Annotated in this window: 14 protein-coding genes and 1 riboswitch; of the genes, 3 read left to right on the top strand and 11 right to left on the bottom strand. The window is 51.5% G+C overall.

Annotated elements, in window-relative coordinates; genetic code table 11:
* The 4 genes from KNP00_RS12915 to KNP00_RS14320 all read right to left on the bottom strand — a co-directional run.
* On the bottom strand, window positions 1–290 hold a 290-nt coding region (locus KNP00_RS12915), incomplete at its 3' end, for a helix-turn-helix domain-containing protein (protein ID WP_215145920.1).
* Window positions 291–400: 110 nt separating this feature from the next.
* Entirely contained in the window at window positions 401–667 is a 267-nt protein-coding gene (locus tag KNP00_RS12910) for a hypothetical protein (protein WP_215145918.1), read from the bottom strand.
* A complete protein-coding gene (locus KNP00_RS12905) occupies window positions 660–1403 on the bottom strand; it encodes an ImmA/IrrE family metallo-endopeptidase (RefSeq protein ID WP_215145916.1) in 744 nt (247 codons plus the stop codon). The genes KNP00_RS12910 and KNP00_RS12905 overlap by 8 nt, the downstream gene beginning before the upstream one ends.
* Window positions 1400–1735: a helix-turn-helix domain-containing protein gene (locus tag KNP00_RS14320; RefSeq protein ID WP_215145914.1), complete on the bottom strand. Its 336-nt coding sequence runs from the start codon at window positions 1733–1735 to the stop codon at window positions 1400–1402. Before KNP00_RS14320 ends, KNP00_RS12905 begins: the two co-directional genes overlap by 4 nt.
* 341 nt (window positions 1736–2076) lie before the next feature.
* On the opposite strand from KNP00_RS14320, the gene KNP00_RS12895 reads away from it, so the two are divergent.
* The gene (locus KNP00_RS12895; RefSeq protein WP_215145912.1) at window positions 2077–2520 is read left to right on the top strand and encodes a sigma factor; all 444 of its coding nucleotides are present in this window, start codon (window positions 2077–2079) and stop codon (window positions 2518–2520) included.
* A gap of 13 nt (window positions 2521–2533) precedes the next feature.
* Window positions 2534–3397 carry a tyrosine-type recombinase/integrase gene (locus tag KNP00_RS12890; RefSeq protein ID WP_215145910.1) on the top strand — a complete coding sequence of 288 codons (864 nt, stop codon included), beginning with the start codon at window positions 2534–2536 and terminating at the stop codon, window positions 3395–3397.
* Between the two features lie 46 nt (window positions 3398–3443).
* On the opposite strand, the gene KNP00_RS12885 is transcribed toward KNP00_RS12890, so the two are convergent.
* The gene (locus KNP00_RS12885; protein WP_214774674.1) at window positions 3444–3611 is read right to left on the bottom strand and encodes a hypothetical protein; all 168 of its coding nucleotides are present in this window, start codon (window positions 3609–3611) and stop codon (window positions 3444–3446) included.
* Window positions 3612–3819: 208 nt separating this feature from the next.
* On the opposite strand from KNP00_RS12885, the gene KNP00_RS12880 reads away from it, so the two are divergent.
* Entirely contained in the window at window positions 3820–5904 is a 2085-nt protein-coding gene (locus tag KNP00_RS12880) for a heparinase II/III family protein (RefSeq protein WP_215145909.1), read from the top strand.
* A gap of 49 nt (window positions 5905–5953) precedes the next feature.
* Here KNP00_RS12880 and KNP00_RS12875 read toward each other — a convergent pair whose 3' ends face one another.
* The 6 genes from KNP00_RS12875 to KNP00_RS12850 form a co-directional block, all read right to left on the bottom strand.
* On the bottom strand, window positions 5954–11272 hold the full coding sequence (locus KNP00_RS12875) for a SpaA isopeptide-forming pilin-related protein (protein ID WP_215145907.1): 5319 nt from the start codon (window positions 11270–11272) through the stop codon (window positions 5954–5956).
* A gap of 116 nt (window positions 11273–11388) precedes the next feature.
* Complete coding sequence (locus KNP00_RS12870; RefSeq protein ID WP_215145905.1) at window positions 11389–12156, bottom strand: transglutaminase-like domain-containing protein; 768 nt, start codon at window positions 12154–12156, stop codon at window positions 11389–11391.
* Between the two features lie 13 nt (window positions 12157–12169).
* A riboswitch (cyclic di-GMP riboswitch) is annotated at window positions 12170–12246 on the bottom strand.
* A 159-nt stretch (window positions 12247–12405) separates the two neighbouring features.
* The gene (locus KNP00_RS12865) at window positions 12406–12558 is read right to left on the bottom strand and encodes a hypothetical protein (RefSeq protein WP_215145903.1); all 153 of its coding nucleotides are present in this window, start codon (window positions 12556–12558) and stop codon (window positions 12406–12408) included.
* Window positions 12559–12903: 345 nt separating this feature from the next.
* On the bottom strand, window positions 12904–13065 hold the full coding sequence (locus tag KNP00_RS12860) for a hypothetical protein (RefSeq protein ID WP_215145901.1): 162 nt from the start codon (window positions 13063–13065) through the stop codon (window positions 12904–12906).
* A 171-nt stretch (window positions 13066–13236) separates the two neighbouring features.
* The gene (locus tag KNP00_RS12855; RefSeq protein ID WP_215145899.1) at window positions 13237–14574 is read right to left on the bottom strand and encodes a trypsin-like peptidase domain-containing protein; all 1338 of its coding nucleotides are present in this window, start codon (window positions 14572–14574) and stop codon (window positions 13237–13239) included.
* Between the two features lie 212 nt (window positions 14575–14786).
* Window positions 14787–16784 (bottom strand): UvrD-helicase domain-containing protein, encoded by a 1998-nt coding sequence (locus KNP00_RS12850; RefSeq protein ID WP_215145897.1) that lies wholly within the window; start codon window positions 16782–16784, stop codon window positions 14787–14789.
* Window positions 16785–16974: the final 190 nt, after the last annotated feature.

The raw sequence follows: 16974 nt of genomic DNA, 5'->3' as shown, positions 1-16974 counted from the left end.
TTTCCCTTTTTCCTGAAGAACTTCTTGTACGCGTCGGCCAGGTGTTTGACACTGTTCTGGACGGCCGTGCTGTCCACTTCCGTCAACCAACCGAACTCCTGCTTGAGCATGGGAAGTGCTTTCGAGCATGCATCATACGACAGTCCCTTGCCGGTCGCTTCATGGGCCGCGTCCCATTTCGCCAGGAAGTGGTTGAACACGAAACGCGAACAGCCGATCGTCTTGGCGATCAGGATTTCCTGTTCCTTCGTCGGGTAGATCCGGAATTTATAGCCCTTGTGCTTCACCATATGACGGTCACCCCCTTTGAAGACATTTTACCCGAAAGAGCGGCTCGCGATTCATCGCCCACTTTCACGTAAGCTCTGTCCTTAACGTTTAGAAGTGGGCGTATTCTCGCTTAATTTTGATAAACGAGATAAAGGTCATAGAGTTCATCCGTCGCAATCGATGTTTCCGATTCAGGGTCGAACAACATCCACTCACCGTCATGTATAAACGCATCGACCCTTTGTCTGACAGAAGATATTTTCAGTTCATTCAATACCTCTACATGAATCAGAACTTGTCCATACAAACTGTTGATCCAATCAAAGACGTCGGCTTGTCGAAAGCTCGCCGCGTGAATGATGACGTTCGCATCGATGAACACCGGCTCCTTAATCATCGGTAGCATCCTCTTGGAGACGACTAATTTCATCTTCCTGTAACGCCCGAGCCAAATCAGGACGATAAACAGAGAGTTTATTGGCAGCACTCAAACGTGTCAACCGTTCTTCTTCTACCGCTTTGACGACCACTTGTTCATAGGCTGAAAATGATTCGAAACGTTGGGCTTGATCCAATGGACTCGGTGCAATCCCAAGATGCTTCCGTTCTTCACGCCAGTCGGATTCCAGTTCACTCAGATCAGAGAATCGGTAATGAAGTTCCCGGAGTCGCCTTACGACTGCGACGTAAGGGACTTGAGCCATATCGGCCAAATAGATGATAGCGGTCTTCGTATCATGATTGTCTTTCAGCTTCTCCCAAATCTCTTTTGTCATACTTTTTGGTAGCATGATCGCAGCAGCAAAACGGTCGGCCGCTCGTTCGTGATCGAATCCATCGATTTGCCACTTGCTCGCTTCAGACAAATGCCATAACTCGTGGGCTGCGGTAAAGTAACGCATACGTAATGGTTGGTAAGAATTCAATGCGATGAACGCTTCTCCAGACATGTGCTTGATGGCGACACCATAATAAGTATCGTCCTCGACGTATTGAAAAATGAGGTTCGCGCGTTTGGCTAACACCTGCTCGATGTAAGCGCCAATGAAAACGTGACTGTCGATGACTCGCTCTAAAAAATCTGCCGCGAATGCTTCTGCCGTGTCTTCCGCAATCCGTGCCGATGGCTTCATGGTCGTTCACTCTTGAGACCAACATAATCTTCTATCGCAAATTTCAAACGCTCGAGTTCCATTTTCGACCGTTGATTTGACAGTGTGCCTCGCAATTCGACCGTCATGCGTTCTTCCTTCATCGAAGCATCTGATGTCAATTCATTGACCGTCAAACCCAGTGCATTCGCAAGATCAACGATTCGTTTTGGTTGAATGACGCGACTCTCATTCAACATATGACCAATCAACGCCTTGCTGACCCCGATTTCTTGAGCTAACCATTGTTGCGATTTTCCGTTATCCCTTAGCCATGATTGTATGTTGTTCACAATGATTTTGTTTGCGTTCACGATGACACCCTCCTTTGATTTTATGGTAACCCATTTCAATCATGACTACAAATTTGAAAATTAATTTTGTAGCCTTATTTACTATTGATTTCCCCTTTCTTTATTTTGTTGTATAGGAATGCATCTTTCAAACAACGAGGGACATCCTCCTATAATGGTTGTTATGCGGTTTTCGCACCTCGCCAACCGTGTCGTTTCGTCAAATCAAATCGGATGTAGCCTCGAAATGCTGTATCCCATTTGCGCCAAGCCTTATGGATTAAAAGCACGGATTCTCTATAACAACCATTATGCTGTAACCACCTAGGAAACTTGAGACGCGCGCGGGAAAGCAGCCCATCATGCCAGACGTAAACGAACAAATCAAAGAATGGGAACCGATGATCTATTACGTCATCCGCCAACTCCATCTTCATCCGAACGAAGTCGACGATGCCGCCCAGACGGCACGTATCGCCCTATGGCGGGCCATCCAGGACGGCAAGACGCTAGGAAAGACGTACTGTTTCATCCGTATCCGTGGAGCGATTTTAAACGAGCGCGCCAAGCAGGCGAAGACGCTCCAGCACGAGGTGACGAGTGAGCGACTCCCCGAACAAATCGACAAGAGTGAGGTGCCGCTGTCCCTTTGGCTAGACGACAAGCGTTCCACTTTACCAAATCGTCATTTCACCTTACTGTGCCATATGCTTCACGGAACCGAAGCATCGCTCGGGTACTCCCCGAGCCGCCTCCGCGCCTACAAGGCCGAACTACAGCGGATGCTCCGTGAGGACGACAAGTAAGAGGAGAATGAAGATGACCTTACACATGAAAGACGCTGTCGACCAGCACGTTCACTACTTACGCATGACCGGAAAATCGGACAATACGGTCTATCAGGCCATGTATAAGTTCGCCCGGTTCGAGAGAATCATGGGGCAGAGCCGAACTCTCGGTGACTTCAAGACGAGACAGGACGTCATGCCGTATATCGACGCCCTCCGCTCCGAGGGATGTCAACCGGTGACGATCAACAATTACTTGAGCGCGCTCCGCGGTTTATATGACTGGGCGATCACCGAGCAGCTCGTCACGCACAATCCGTTTCATCACCTTCGCGTGAAAGTGACCGAACGTCCACCTTCGGACGTCCCCACACCAAGCGACTTGCACCGCGTCATCGCTGCAATCGACGTCCCGTTGTATCGAACTTTCTTGACGCTCCAGTTGCATACGGGGATGCGCATCAATGAAGTGAGACAGTTGACACTCGACGCCATCGATTTGAACGCACGTCTCCTGTATATCCATGAATCGAAGACGGGGAAACCGCGCAAGGTCCCATTGAATGATGCGGCTCACGCAATGATGACGACGTACCTCGAGGAAGAGCGACGTTGTATCGATTCGCCATACGTCTTCCCGAGTGCCCGCGGCGAGCTCATCTGCAAGACGACAATCAACCGCCATTTGAAACGCGCCGCCGAGGAGGTGCTCGGCACATCCGTCACGTCGCACACGCTCCGACACGCCTTCACGTCGCATCTCTATGACAAGGGTGTCAAGGAGACGACGTTGTCCGAACTGCTCGGTCATAGCGAACCGAAGACGACCCGGCGATACATCCGCGTGCGCGAGGACCATCTGCGTGATGCGGTGGAGCGGTTGACGTTGGAGTGAATACAGAAACATAAAAAATCCGGTCCACGAGCGACCGGATTTTTGATCATCTTTTCATCACATATACCTTCAATAGATATCCGATGATTCCAATCAATGCAGCAATTGCAAGATACACAATTGGCACGAGAAGTTGCGGGGCTGTCAAAGATACAACGTAAATAAACATCGCAGTAATAAAGAAAAGTAGTAGGAACAAGCTGACATGTTTCAATGTATTTCCCCCTTCACAATCTGTACGCTTTAGACTGTCCTCACCGAGTCACTTTATCACTTCAATCTAATCGTCGTCTCGGTAGTCTTTTATTTTGACAGGTCAAATACATTCCCTATTTGAAATTAAAATATAGAAAATTAAGGAAATAACCTCACCTCATGGTATACTTTGAAAAAGAAGTAAATCCAATTTTTGAGGTGTATCTATGAAACGAATCTTACTCGTCCTCGTCTTGATTGGCGCGTGGGGGTCTGTCACCCCGACCGACTCCGTTCAGGCTGCGACGAACCCGTTCCACATCCGCTCCGTCCCGAACGCCATCGTCTACGAGATGAAGAACGGGAATCTGACGAAAGTGGCGACCTACTCGACGACGAAGCGCTATGCGGCGATCAGTACGTCCGGCTGGTACTATGTCGCCCTGAGCGGTGGGAAGAAGGTGTACATAAAGAAGAGTCAGGCGAAGCTCTTACTCGCTGACGCCATCACCCGTTCAAACTTAACGTCGAGCGGGACAGCACGACTGGCGCATGAATACATGCGACAGATGGCACCGCACGCCCCGTATGAATACGAACGTCTCACCGAAGCGAGGGCGATTGATTACGCGAACCGGGCCCTTCGCGGGGATTGGTACGTCCCGTCCACGCCGCATCGTCTGTCGGTCAAAAACATCGATACGTTCGATTGGCACCGGAGTATCCCGAGCTCTTCAAGCAACTCGTACCCGTTCCAGATCCACTATTTGACGGTATTGAACCAATTGACACAAGCCTACAATGCGACAGGCGACACCGCGTATCTGAAATACGGGATGCGCGTCGTGAAAAGTTGGACGAAAGCCCACCCCGTCGCCAACTACAAACAGTATCGCTGGCCGTATAACGACCACGGCACATCAATCCGCACGTTCCATTTGTTGAACTTCTGGGACGTGTATAAGTCGTCGTCCCTCTACAAAGACACGGCATTCACGGGTCTCATGTTGCGGACGCTCCATGAGCACGGCACGTTGCTCGCGACATCGAGTTTTTATAAGTATGAACACAACCACGGTGTGTTCCAGGACATGGCGCTCACGGCGATCGCGCAGACGTTCCCACAGTTCGACCAAAGCGCGAGATGGAAAACGATCGCTGATAGCCGGCTCGACAAACAGATCCGCCACAGCATCACGTCGGACGCCGTCCATCTCGAGCATTCACCGGGCTACCAGGCGTACATGTACCACGTGCTCGACCGCTTCGTCATCTGGGCGGACGACAACCGCTTCACGCTCCCGTCGAGCATGAAACGCGTCGAGTACATGCCGAAACAGCTGACGTATATGGTGAAACCGAACGGAACGCTCCCGATCTTCGGGGACACGTCCGGGGCTCGGCGCACGACGTCGATCATCCCGCATATCGAGGACTTCCCACAGCTCGCCTACGCGGTCTCCGGAGGGAAGAAAGGGTCACGCCCACCGCTCAAAGCGAAGAAGATCAGCACGCAATATAGCTTCATGCGTGAATATTGGTCCGCCCCACCGCGCGCCTTCGACCAGGCGACGCAAGTGATGATGACGGCGGGCTACCATAGTAACGCCCATAAGCACGCCGACGATTTGAGCATCGACTTGTACGGACTCGGCCGTGACTTCATCATCGAGACGGGGCGTTACGGCTACACGAACCGCCCGGAGCGTCAGCGCGTCTTCGGGGTCGATGCCCACAATACGGTCCATCGGGACGGGGCGAATCTCGACTTGAGCACGTGGATGCGCGAGAAGAGCAAGATCGTCACCGTCAAAAACCTCGGCCCGTCCCTCCTCGCGATGGGCGAAAGTAAGCTCATCGGCAAAGGGGCGACGCATCGCCGGACGCTCGTCTATGACAAGGCACAGACGCTCGTCGTCTACGACCGGATCAGTTCTCCGACACAGGAGAAGTTCGTGCAGCGATTCCACCTTGCGGAAGGTCTGAAACTGCTACAGAGTTCGATGGCGACCCAAAACGTCGTCTATGGTGACTCGAACGGTCGGACGATCCAGCTCATGCAGCTGAACCTTAAAAATTCGTCGATGCGCAACAGCACGAGCTTCGTCGCCGTCGAGGATTACGAGTGGAAGCCGCGTCCGCAAGTCATCTCGTATAACACCGGGAAGGACGTACGTTATCTCACGCTCATCCGACTCGACCAGTCGAAGACGACGATACGGTCGGCGAGTGTGAACGCATCCGGCTCAAACTATATCGTGACGTACACGCTCTCGAACAACGAGACGAGACAGATCCGTGTGCCGATGTAAACAAACAGGTCCTTTACGCCATGTTCGCGTAAAGGACCTGTTTTCATGTTTATGCCGTCTTCCGTCTTGTCGTCCACAGGAATCCGATCCCGATGGCGAGAAGCACCAAGCCGATCAACCAACCGTTCGACGATGCGCCACCCAAGAATGGGAGTCGTTCCGTCAAGGTCGGCTTCTTGCTGCCGCCTACACCGAGTGTCGATTCAGAGTCGGCGTCATCGTAACCGCCTCCTCCGGCACCGCCAGGGATTTCTGTCTCTTCAAATTCGAAATATTCTGCTGTGTTTTCCACGGTGATCTGTTGTTCGTCCGCTCCGCCGCGTTCGAATCGAATCGTACGTGGCGTCTCGTCCAGCTCATAGCCGAACGGCGCCCCGGTTTCCGTGAGCGTATACGTGCCGAGCATCAAGTCGGTCACGCGCACCTCTCCCGACGCATCCGTCATGAAAGTGATCACCTTACCGGTTGCATCGGTCAACGTGAACGTGGCGCCTTCGAGCGGTTCACCCGTCTCACTGTCGACTTTCTGGATGAGGAGCGTCTTGACCCGGTCGTTCTTTACCGTGACCGTCTTCTCGACATCGCCCTGCTCGAACGTGAACGGATACGGTGACTCATCTAAGAAGTACCCCTTCGGCGCCTTCGTCTCGACGAACTGATAGTCATCCGGGACGAGCCCTTCGACGACAATCTCTCCGTCTTCGTTCGTGACGAGGTCCTCTTTCACGACTTTCCCTTCACCGTTTAACAGACTGAACGTCGCACCGGCCAACACATCACCGGTCTCACCGTCCGTCTTGACGAGCCGGACCGATTTGTACGGGTCGTTCGTCACGTCGACTTCGAGAACTTCATTCGTCCCGCGCGTGAGCGTGAACTCGTGTTTTGTCGTGTCTAAGATGTAGCCTTCCGGAGCCTCCGTCTCGACGAAGGCGTAGTCGCCCGGTTCGAGGTCACGGACGAAGATCTCTCCAGACGCATCTGTGACGAGCCCGGCGCGGACGATGTTGTCCGAGGCGTCGATCAAGTCAAACGTCGCACCCGGAAGCACATCGTCCGTCGTGACGTCCGTCTTCGTGAGACGGACCGACTTTTTCTGTTCGTTCGTGACAGTGAGTGTCGTCGGTGCCGCTTGACGAGATGCCACGCTGAACGTGTGTTCTTTTGAATCGAGCAAGTACCCGTCCGGCGCTTTCGTCTCGATGAACGCATAGCTGCCCGGTGTGAGCCCGCCGACAAAGATCTCACCCGTCGCATCCGTCACGAGTCCGTCGCGGATCGTCGTCCCGAACGAATTGACGAGCTTGAACGTCGCGCCCGCCAGACGGTCACCCGTCTCCGAGTCGACTTTCGTCATTCGGACCGATTTGTATGAGTCGTTCGTCGCACTCACTTCCGTGACGTCGTTCGTTCCGCGTACGAGCGTGAACGGACGGGCCGTCATGTCGAGCATGTACCCAGGCGGTGCGACCGTCTCTTGGAAGTAGTACTCGCCCGGGTTCAACCGGTCGACCAAAATCTCCCCGTTCGCATCCGTCTTCAAGCCCGCCTCGACGAGGACACCGTCCTGTCGATAGAGCGAGAACGTCGCATTGGCGAGGCGTGACCCGTTGATCACGTCCGTCTTGATGAGACGGACCGATTTTTGCTGTTCGTTCGTGATCGTGATCTGTTCATCGACGTCTTGCCCGTACTCGACCGTGAACGCATGAGGCGTCTTGTCTAAGATATAGCCGGTCGGTGCGGTCTTCTCGACGAACGTGTACGTGCCGATGTCTAGGCGGTCGACGAGGACCGTCCCGTCCGCTCCCGTCGTCACGTCGTCACGGACGATTTCGTTCTTGTCGTTATATAACGTGAAGACGGCGCCTTGAAGCGTGGCGTTCGTGTCTTGATCGACTTTCGTCAACTTCACGCGTTTCATCGTCTCGTTTTCGATGTCGTCCTTCTGAACGGCATCACTCTCGAGCGTCACCGTGAACGTATACGCCTTCTCTGGTAACACGTATCCGTCCGGCGCCTTCGTCTCGACGAGCTGGTATGTGCCGAGGTCGAGGTCCTCGATCAAAAGCACACCGAACGCATCCGCCGCGAGGTCGTTACGGAGCGTGTTCCCGTCCATGTCCTTCAGGTCAAAGACGGCACCTGGGAGCGCCAAGCCCGTCTTCCAGTCGACTTTCGTCACTTCGATCGACTTGAACGGTTGGTTCTTCACACTGACCGGTGTCGCCGTCAGCTGATCCTTCTTGATCGAGAAGTCATGTTTCGTCGCATCGAACAAGTGACCCGTCGGTGCCTTCGTCTCGATGAAGTAATACATACCCGGCTCGAGGCCCGTCACGGTGATCTTGCCGTCCTTGTCCGTCACGAGCCCTTTACTGATGAGCGTATCGGCGGCATCATATAAGCTGAATTCCGCTCCTTCGAGTACCTTGCCCGAAGTCGACGTCTTCGTCAGTTCGACGTCTTGACGGATCGTGTCGTTTTTGACGGTCGTCGTCTCGCTCACGTCGTCGATCGTGATGTTGCGGGATGCCGTCGCGATCAAATAGCCGTCCGGCGCCTTCGTCTCGACTAGACGGTAGTCCCCGTACAGGAGACGACCGAACGTGAGCGTGCCGTCCGCACCTGTCGTGCCGCGACGGACGGTACGTCCGCTACCGGTGTCGATCAAGTCGAACGAGGCCCCGCTCAATGTCTTCTCACTCAACTCGTCCGTCTTCGTGATCGTCAGTTCACCGAGCTCCCCGCTCGCCGTCCCCATTCCGGACGTACGCGCGACACGGACTTTCGACTGTTTCGTCGTCGTGTTCTCGGAGACCTCGTCCGCCGTCACATACACCTCGTTCGTGATGTCTGTGCCGACCGCGGCCAAGATGTACGAGTCATATTCTAAAATATACGGGCGGTCGATCGGGTAGTTGAACGATAGTTCGAACTCGCCCATCTCCTCAATCGCTCTGACCGTATAGTCCGTCCCTTTCGTCAGTTCCCCTGCCTTCGTCACCTTGCCGTTCGGGGCGACCGTCGTCTCATAGACGCTTAGCGAATCGAGCAGGACGTCCTGGTTGTTCGATGGGACGTCACGAATGACGACATTTTGTAACGATGATTGTCCGAAGTTGATATCGATCGTCCAGGCGATGAGCTTTCCTTGCTGGACGCCTCGCTTCTCGTTATATTCGCCACCGTGGCGGACCGTCACCGTCGCCGGCAAGTTGCCGAGCTCGGTCGCTCCGTCTGTGACGACGGCCGTGTTTTTATAGGACGGCGCGATTTTCGTGTCGTCGATGTTCGTGTCATACGTGATGACGTACGCGTCGCTCGTCGGGTCGTTGAACGTCAACACGAAGCCCGTGTCACTCCACACGACGTTATATGCGGACGCCGGGATTGGGGTCGCATCGACCGAGTAGGCGTTCGCCCCACTTTCGCGCGTCATCTTGGCGACGGTGAGGGAATCCTTGTCCGGTACTTGCGTCCCTTCCCACGTGTCGGTGACCGTCAAGTTCGTCGTCGCATACTCGTGGTAGTTGATTCCGACTTTCCAAGTGATATCTTTCGTGACGGCGTTATACGTGCCGCCTTTGAATCCATTGTTGCGCGTGTGCGACGCCGGCTCGACAGAGTCTGTCGTCGTCACCGTGCGCGCTTCCGCTGACTCGTTATCCCAATTGACGGTCGCCTCATTGACGAAGCTCGTATTGTTCGCGTCTAGACGCTCGCGGTAATCGAACGACGTCTCATACGTGATGAGGTGTCGTTCCGTCAATTGCGTGTTGAAGTTTATCGTGAAGCCGTTCGCGTCAGGGGTGACCGTATAGTCCGTCCCTTTCGTCAATCCGCTGATTGACAGCGAGTCCTCGATGAACGTCAAGCCCTCGTTCGGGAACGTGTCGGTGATGACGGCGTTGTTCATCTCCCGCTTGTCCCGGTTCAACTCGAGCGTCCACTCGATCGTTTCTGCCGCATAGTTTGGTGCCTTGTGCGTCTTTCGTAAGACGGCTTGCCCGATCGACTGGGTCGCCGACTTCTTCCAGCCGTTCACTTCGATCGTGTTCGTCACACTGCCCGAGGAGACGATACGGTTTTTCGCTTGTGTTTCATACACGAGCTGATACGCCGTCCCGTTCTTCGGCAGGTCGAACGTGAACCCTTCAAGTCCCGTATCCGTGATTTTGCTTGTCGTCACGGGAACGGCTACCTGATTCGCGATCTTCCCGTCCCCATCGAGCGTCACCTCATATAACGTGAGATTGATCAATTGATGGGTGTCAGTGAATAAGTCCTTCACCGTGAGCGAGCCCATATTCCGTTGACGGAAGTTGATGTCTGACTCCCAAGTGATCGTCTGGGTGACATCGTCATAGCCATTCGGCTGCTTCGTCCGCTTCTCGAGCTCCGTGCCTCGTCCGACAGCGACCGTCGCCGAGGCCGTCGCCGTCTTGAACGACGTCCCTTCGAGATTCGTGACGTTGTTGAACGAAGCCACCTCTTCATCAAGGATATCCGTGATGAACGTGAGGCGATAGGCGTTTTGAATCGTCCCGAAGTCGATGGCGAGACCACTCGTCGTATCGACGGTGAGACCCGTCACCGCCTCTTCGCGGAGGACGCTCCCGTCCATCGCCATGACGAGTCGCGTCACTTCCATGCTGTCGGCGCGATACGCCAGACCTGCAGGGACCACGTCCGTCCAGCGGGCATCCTCGATCTGTTTCAGCCCTTTGTTCAGCTCGACCGTCCATTCAATCGAGCTCGGGTTGTACGGCCGGTCGGCGACACCCGATTTGGCGATGTCTTTCCCTGGATTCTTCAATCCGACCTGTAACTTGTGCGAGAGTTTGTTCTCGATCGGGGTGATTGTGACCGTCCGCTCTTCGGAGATCTCGGTCGTCTCTTTCACTTGCGTCAGGGCTTGGATCGTCCCTTGGATGTTTGAATATTTGTAGACGTTGTCGTTGAATGTCATCGTCGCCGTCCCGTCGAGGGCGAGCGAGTACGTCCCCATCGACTTGCCGTTGAAGTTCAGCGGTGCGTTCGTGACCGCGTCATACACCTTCAACTCACTCGGCATTTGGAACGTGAACGTCGACCCGTCCGTGTAACTGTGCCCGTTCGGGATCGACCAGTCATAGTTGATCTCGACGATCGAATCGGTCGTGACCGTACTCACCTCGACGTCTTCAACCGTCGTCGTCCGAATTTTGTAATTGTCCAATATATTGTCGGTGATCGTCATGACCGGGTCGGCCGGTGGCTGTGGGTCCGTGATGACCGGGTCCCCTGCCGCCTGTGCCGTTCTTGAGGTGGCGAACGGCTGCATGATGAGCAATATGGTCAAGAGTATGGATAACCATCGTTTCATGTACGTTTCCTCCTATGTCTTTGTTTGCAGACATCACAAACGTGGAACGAGGAGGTTCGCCTCAAAGAGAACACCAAAAAAAGGTCGCCTTCTCGAGAAGGGACCTTGGTCGTCGTTCAGTCATAGAGTGTGACACGATAGTCTGAGGCGCTACGGTACGTCGTCGTCCGTCGCTCGGTCACGTCACGCGTCACATCGATGACGCGCCACTTACCGTTCACGAACACCTCATTCCACGCATGATAGCCGGTAACACCTTTCGCCGTCCCCATGACGAGACGGGTCGGGATGCCTTGCGCACGAAGGAGCGCGGCGTTCAACGAAGCGAAGTCATAACAGATCCCCCGCTTCGTCCGAATCGTGTCGGCGTTGTTCGGCAGATAAGTAGATGAGAGCTTCATGAGCTTGTTGTCGTCATAGTCAACGAGTCGGTTGACGTGACGGCTCGTCACGAGCGTTTGCGTCGAAGTGGAATAAGATGAACGTGACAACGACGAGGCGAGACGCGACGTCGCAGAATCGATGGAGACATTTTGGGTGGAATGGAGGTACGGCGCAGTCGAATGGACGAGGCGGACCGTCTTTTGGAGCCCATAGACGCGTTTATAGCGTTTGCCGTCCGATGACTGGTAGAGCGTGAATGTATAATCCCCATTCCCAAAGTTGACGTTGAAATGATTCTTCCCTTTATAGACATCGTAAGTACGGACCTGCTTGCCTTGTCGCACCTCGAACTTGAACGATCCTCTGTCCTTGTTTGAGATGTACACGTCAACTTTCCCCGTTCGTGTGTCGACACGCGCGCTCGCCGCATCCGCGACGGCAGGCCGCACCACAATCAGTGCGAACAACAATACCAAAACCCCTGCGAAGAATTTCTTCACGAGACGAACCTCCTTTGGAAACTGGCTGCCATTTTACAGGCCCTATAGCTTTGCGTCACTCGCTTTCGCGTAGTTTTGCCATTATCAGTGAAGTCTTACCCTTTCACCTTAGCATAAGGGGCATCATGACGATGTCCGACTTTTAAATATTATGGGAATGAATGTGCTCGAGGGCATGCGAAAAAAACCTCTGCGCCTCGCAAAATGTAACTGATAGAGAGGATCGTGGCAATTTTTTTCGAGACGACATCACTTCGAGCGAAGCGACAAGTGCTCCATGAATGGAAAACGACGATGGAGTCGTTGTTTCACGAACCGAGACAAGACGACGGACGAATGTAAGACAAAACCGAGGGTCGGAAGCGCCAGCAACAATAAAATATAGAAGAGAACATCGTTCAATGGACACAGCTCCTAACGAATATGGTAGGTTACAGGATGCCACGTTCGCTTCACTATATGTGGAAGCAGGACGTGTGAGGATGGGGTATATGTGAAGGAATACCTAATATCTAACAACCATGTAATGATATTGTAACAAACTTCTCGTTTGCATTTAAGGGAAAATGGGAATAATTGTGTCCGAATAGTAGATTTCGTTCGACAGAAAATGACAATTTACTACATAATTAAAGACGAACCCTCTCGAGTTCGTCTGATGACCAAGCATATAATGGATTGCTTGCCGTTTAGACCATGAACCTTAAATCGTTCAAACCCCGTCTTTGGAGCGAGTCTGCCGTGTCTTCAGTCGCTCCGACCATTTTTCATGACCTGTTTGTTCCGCATGTAACGAACGATCAGCCAAATCAGCAAAATCGGAATGACTAGACTCGTGACGGCACCGATGACGATCGACCCGATAGCAAGGAGCACCACGAGGACATCCATTGACATGAACCATTCCATTATTCCCGCTCCTCTTGCGTGTTATTTTGAACCTTTCATCCCTTCCTGAAATATCACAGGCACTAAATCCTCTCTTAAAAAAAGCGGATGTTTCGGATACTTTCCATCAATTATTTGTTCTAATACGATGCTACCTATCCTGCGCGCCCCATCGAATTGAGTTTATCTACGTTATTTCAATTCATAACTCATTCGATACGGTTGATTCCGATATTCCGATTCAGCTAAACCCGATAATGGGAACGAGGCCAAGTAATACTCGCCGGCAGGAATAACGAGGTCTAACGTCCCATAATAACGCCCTTCATTCGAGTACTCTTCACTGTAACGAATCGCCTCACCGTTCGCGTCAAATAGACCGAACGCCCAGTATTCACCTTGCTGATTGTTCATCCATCCCCCGAACACAGATAACGTCATTCGCTTATCAGTCCGGAAGACGAACGTATCGACATCTTCTAAATCATAAACAGAACCAATTAAATCACCAGAGGCATACGAAATCACATCCGCATCCGCAAACGCATCATTCAATTCCTGTTCTCGTGTAACCCCTTTGCCGGATACGACAGGTAATTCATATTCTGGCTCAGTCGGCATTTGCACATTCGCAATCGTTTCACGTCCGTACTTCAATATATCCAGTTCTTGAATCGGAACCGCATAGTTCATATTTTGTGAATCCGGGAGTCCCCATGTGACGACACCGATGACCTGTCCGTAATCATTAATGAGAGGACCACCTGAATTGCCATGAGTCACACTGGCGTTAAATTGAAGATAAGGTTGGCCACTGAAGAAAACTTCACGATTACTAAGAATCCCTTGTGTGATTGTATTATCCACACCTTTCGGGCTCCCGAGGGCATAAACGGTTGATCCTGTACTTCCCGCCTTCGCTGTCGCCAATGTTGGAATGGACTGAAGGGACGGGACATCTAAAATCGCCAAATCCAATGCATCATCGAAGCGCTTCAATTTGAGTGTTTCGACTTCAGTCCCGTTTGCGAACCGAATGCGCGCGTATCGGTTCGATTCACCCGAAACAACGTGGAAATTGGTGATGACTTCCCCTTTCTTCGTCACGAATCCACTCCCAGTTGAAGTGAGTCGATCGGAAGCATCGTACATCTCAATCGTCGCGACCGATGGATTGACTGCCTTGAACGCTGCTTGTGCGTTCAGCTTTTTCGGTTTGACCGTCACACTGATGGTCGATTTCAATTTTGTCTTTTGGACGGTGACTGTGATTGTCGCTTTTCCGACCGCTTTCGCTGTAATCTTCCCATTCTTCACGGTCGCCACTTTCGTGTTCGAAGATTTCCATACGTATACCGGTTTTTTCACACCACTCGTTTTCACCTGTACCGTTTTGGATTGGCCAACTTGTAACGTCACGCTTTTTGGAGAAACCGTCAAACTTGCCGCGGCTGCCGTTGTGGGTAAGCATGTACTGAGTAACAGGAATAGGATGGCAAGAAGAGAAAACTGCGTCACGAACCGTTTCAAATCTTTCGACCTCGCTTTCGTATTTAGTCAATTTGTATAAATCATGTCCATCATTTTCATAGTACCAACCTAGGTCTTTCGTCGGATGACACTTATCATTTTTAAGTCAATCAGTAATTTAAAATCAAAAAGCAATCGTTCGACAAGATTCGTCACGTCCTCATCCTCATTTTCTCCAAAAGAAAAGAACCGCCATCGGCGATCCCATTCCTTCATTTCATTCTCTTCCCGACCCGCTTCATCTGCTCCACATCTTCTCGTTCCATCGTATGTTTACAGAGTGGGAAGTTCAAACATCCATAAAACTTGCCGTTCTTCCCGTTCCGTAGCACAAGATATCCTCTGCATGATGGACAGACAATCGGATCATGAATGATGCTCGGATGATTAGCGGTATAGTCGCAGCCCGGGAAGTGACTGCAACCGACAAACGTTGACTTTCGGTTTGTCTGTTCACGAATGACCAAGTGACCATCTAAACAACGAGGGCATTTTGGATTATTCCGTATGCTCTTGCCCTCCGCGATCCCCATTTCATACGGGACTTGTTGCTCCTTGATCAACTCTTGGACAAACGTCGACATGCGGTCATCCGGCGTCAGCACATACGTCGTGTGTTTCGTGCGCGTCAATGCCACATAGAACAGACGACGTTCTTCCCCAAACTCCAACTCTTCTTGTTTTTGAAGGACGAATGACAATAATGGGTCATCCATGATTTTATTTGGGAAACCATTCTTACTGTTTGCCGTATTGATCAAGATGACGTTCTCTGCTTCGAGTCCCTTTGAACGGTGAGCCGTCAAAAAGGAGATTCGAAGATTCGGATGCGTCCGGTCTATCACCTGCACTTCATCTTTCATGTGCTTCACTCGAAACGAAGCGCTCCCCTCAATTGACTTGATGTCAAAGTTGTTCCGTCCGACGAGTAGTACGTCCGACTCCGGACCATGCGATTGAACGATTTGATCAAGCGCTCTACGTAAGGCGACTTCAAAGTCGTTCTTCCCCTTGATCCCCATCACGCGAACAGGTGTGGTCAGTCGTTTTCCCGAAGAGAGGTTCTTTCGAATTTGACGCTTATTCTTCATCACGAATCGACCAGCGATATCGATCAATTGTTGCGAGTTGCGGTACGTGTTCTCAATTTTTAATAGAGCACTCTTCCCGAAATAACGCTCAAAATCTGTGAACAGACTCAAATCAGACCCCGCAAACCGATAAATGGACTGCCAGTCATCCCCCACGCATAGGATGGTCGCCGCCGTCTTCTTCCGTATTGCTTCAATCAGACGATAACGACTGACGGAGACATCCTGGTACTCATCGATGATGATATATTTGTACGGCAAATGGACGGCATCGGACGAAACAATCGAAGTCGCTTCGTTGATCATGTCATTGAAGTCAATTTTGTTCATTCGTCGTAGATGATCCTCATACATTTCGTACATCGGTTTGACGAGACGGAAGAAGAGGAGTGCTCGTTGATAATGAAATAGGTCTTTCTTGTTCAAACTTTGCGCGAAGACATCAAATTGAGACTCCGTATAATGGTTCGATTTGAACAATTGAAGAAAGCTCGACACAAAATCGACGAAGTCGTTGAAATGACTCTTTTGTTTCGTACGATATAACTTTTCGAATACTACTTTCGGGTCCACTTCCCGGAAGACGACACCTTGCTTCAATAACTTCAACCGTAGTTGATCTAACAAATTCCCTTCTTGCCGATTGTAGGAATACGTCTCCATCAGCTTCGTTCCGTGTTCACGATGCAGCTGTCGTTTCCATTCCATTCCGTCGAGATACTTCTGCTCCTCGATTGGACTGAGCCACGGGGCGCGATTGTTCCGGTTGATTCCGAAGTGCTCTAAGTACAAATCGTATTCTGGCAGATAAAAGTCTGGTTGGTATTGACGGTGATACCGAGTCGCCGTTTGATGAGGGTGCTCATAGAACTGATTTATACAATAATCACGAATGACTGTTTTTAACTCGTCCTCGACTTGAGGTTTTTTTCCGTCCTTCGGCAATGAGCCCATCCCTAGACCATGAAACGTTTTGACCTCCACCGGGATATGAAGCCGTTCGCAGATTTGCTCTTTCATCTCTTCGGCAGATTTTTTAGTGAACGAAATTAAAAAGATTTCCTGAGGTTGCACTTGTTTTCGTTCAACCAAATATTTCACTTTTACAGCAATCGCCAACGTCTTCCCCATCAATGAGCAGGACCATCAACTTGATATTTATTACTCCTTGCCTTCCCCCTCCAAAAATAGGAACTACCAACTTAGCTCATCATATATTTTTGAGAAGATGTCTAAATAGCTAGTAGTTATTTATTTAAAAGTACTATGAGCAATATGTATTTTGCACTACACACAATAACCTACAATT

The sequence above is a fragment of the Exiguobacterium qingdaonense genome (assembly GCF_018617855.1).
In the GTDB taxonomy this organism is placed as follows: domain Bacteria; phylum Bacillota; class Bacilli; order Exiguobacteriales; family Exiguobacteriaceae; genus Exiguobacterium; species Exiguobacterium qingdaonense.
This window is presented reverse-complemented; position numbering and strand designations above follow the sequence as displayed.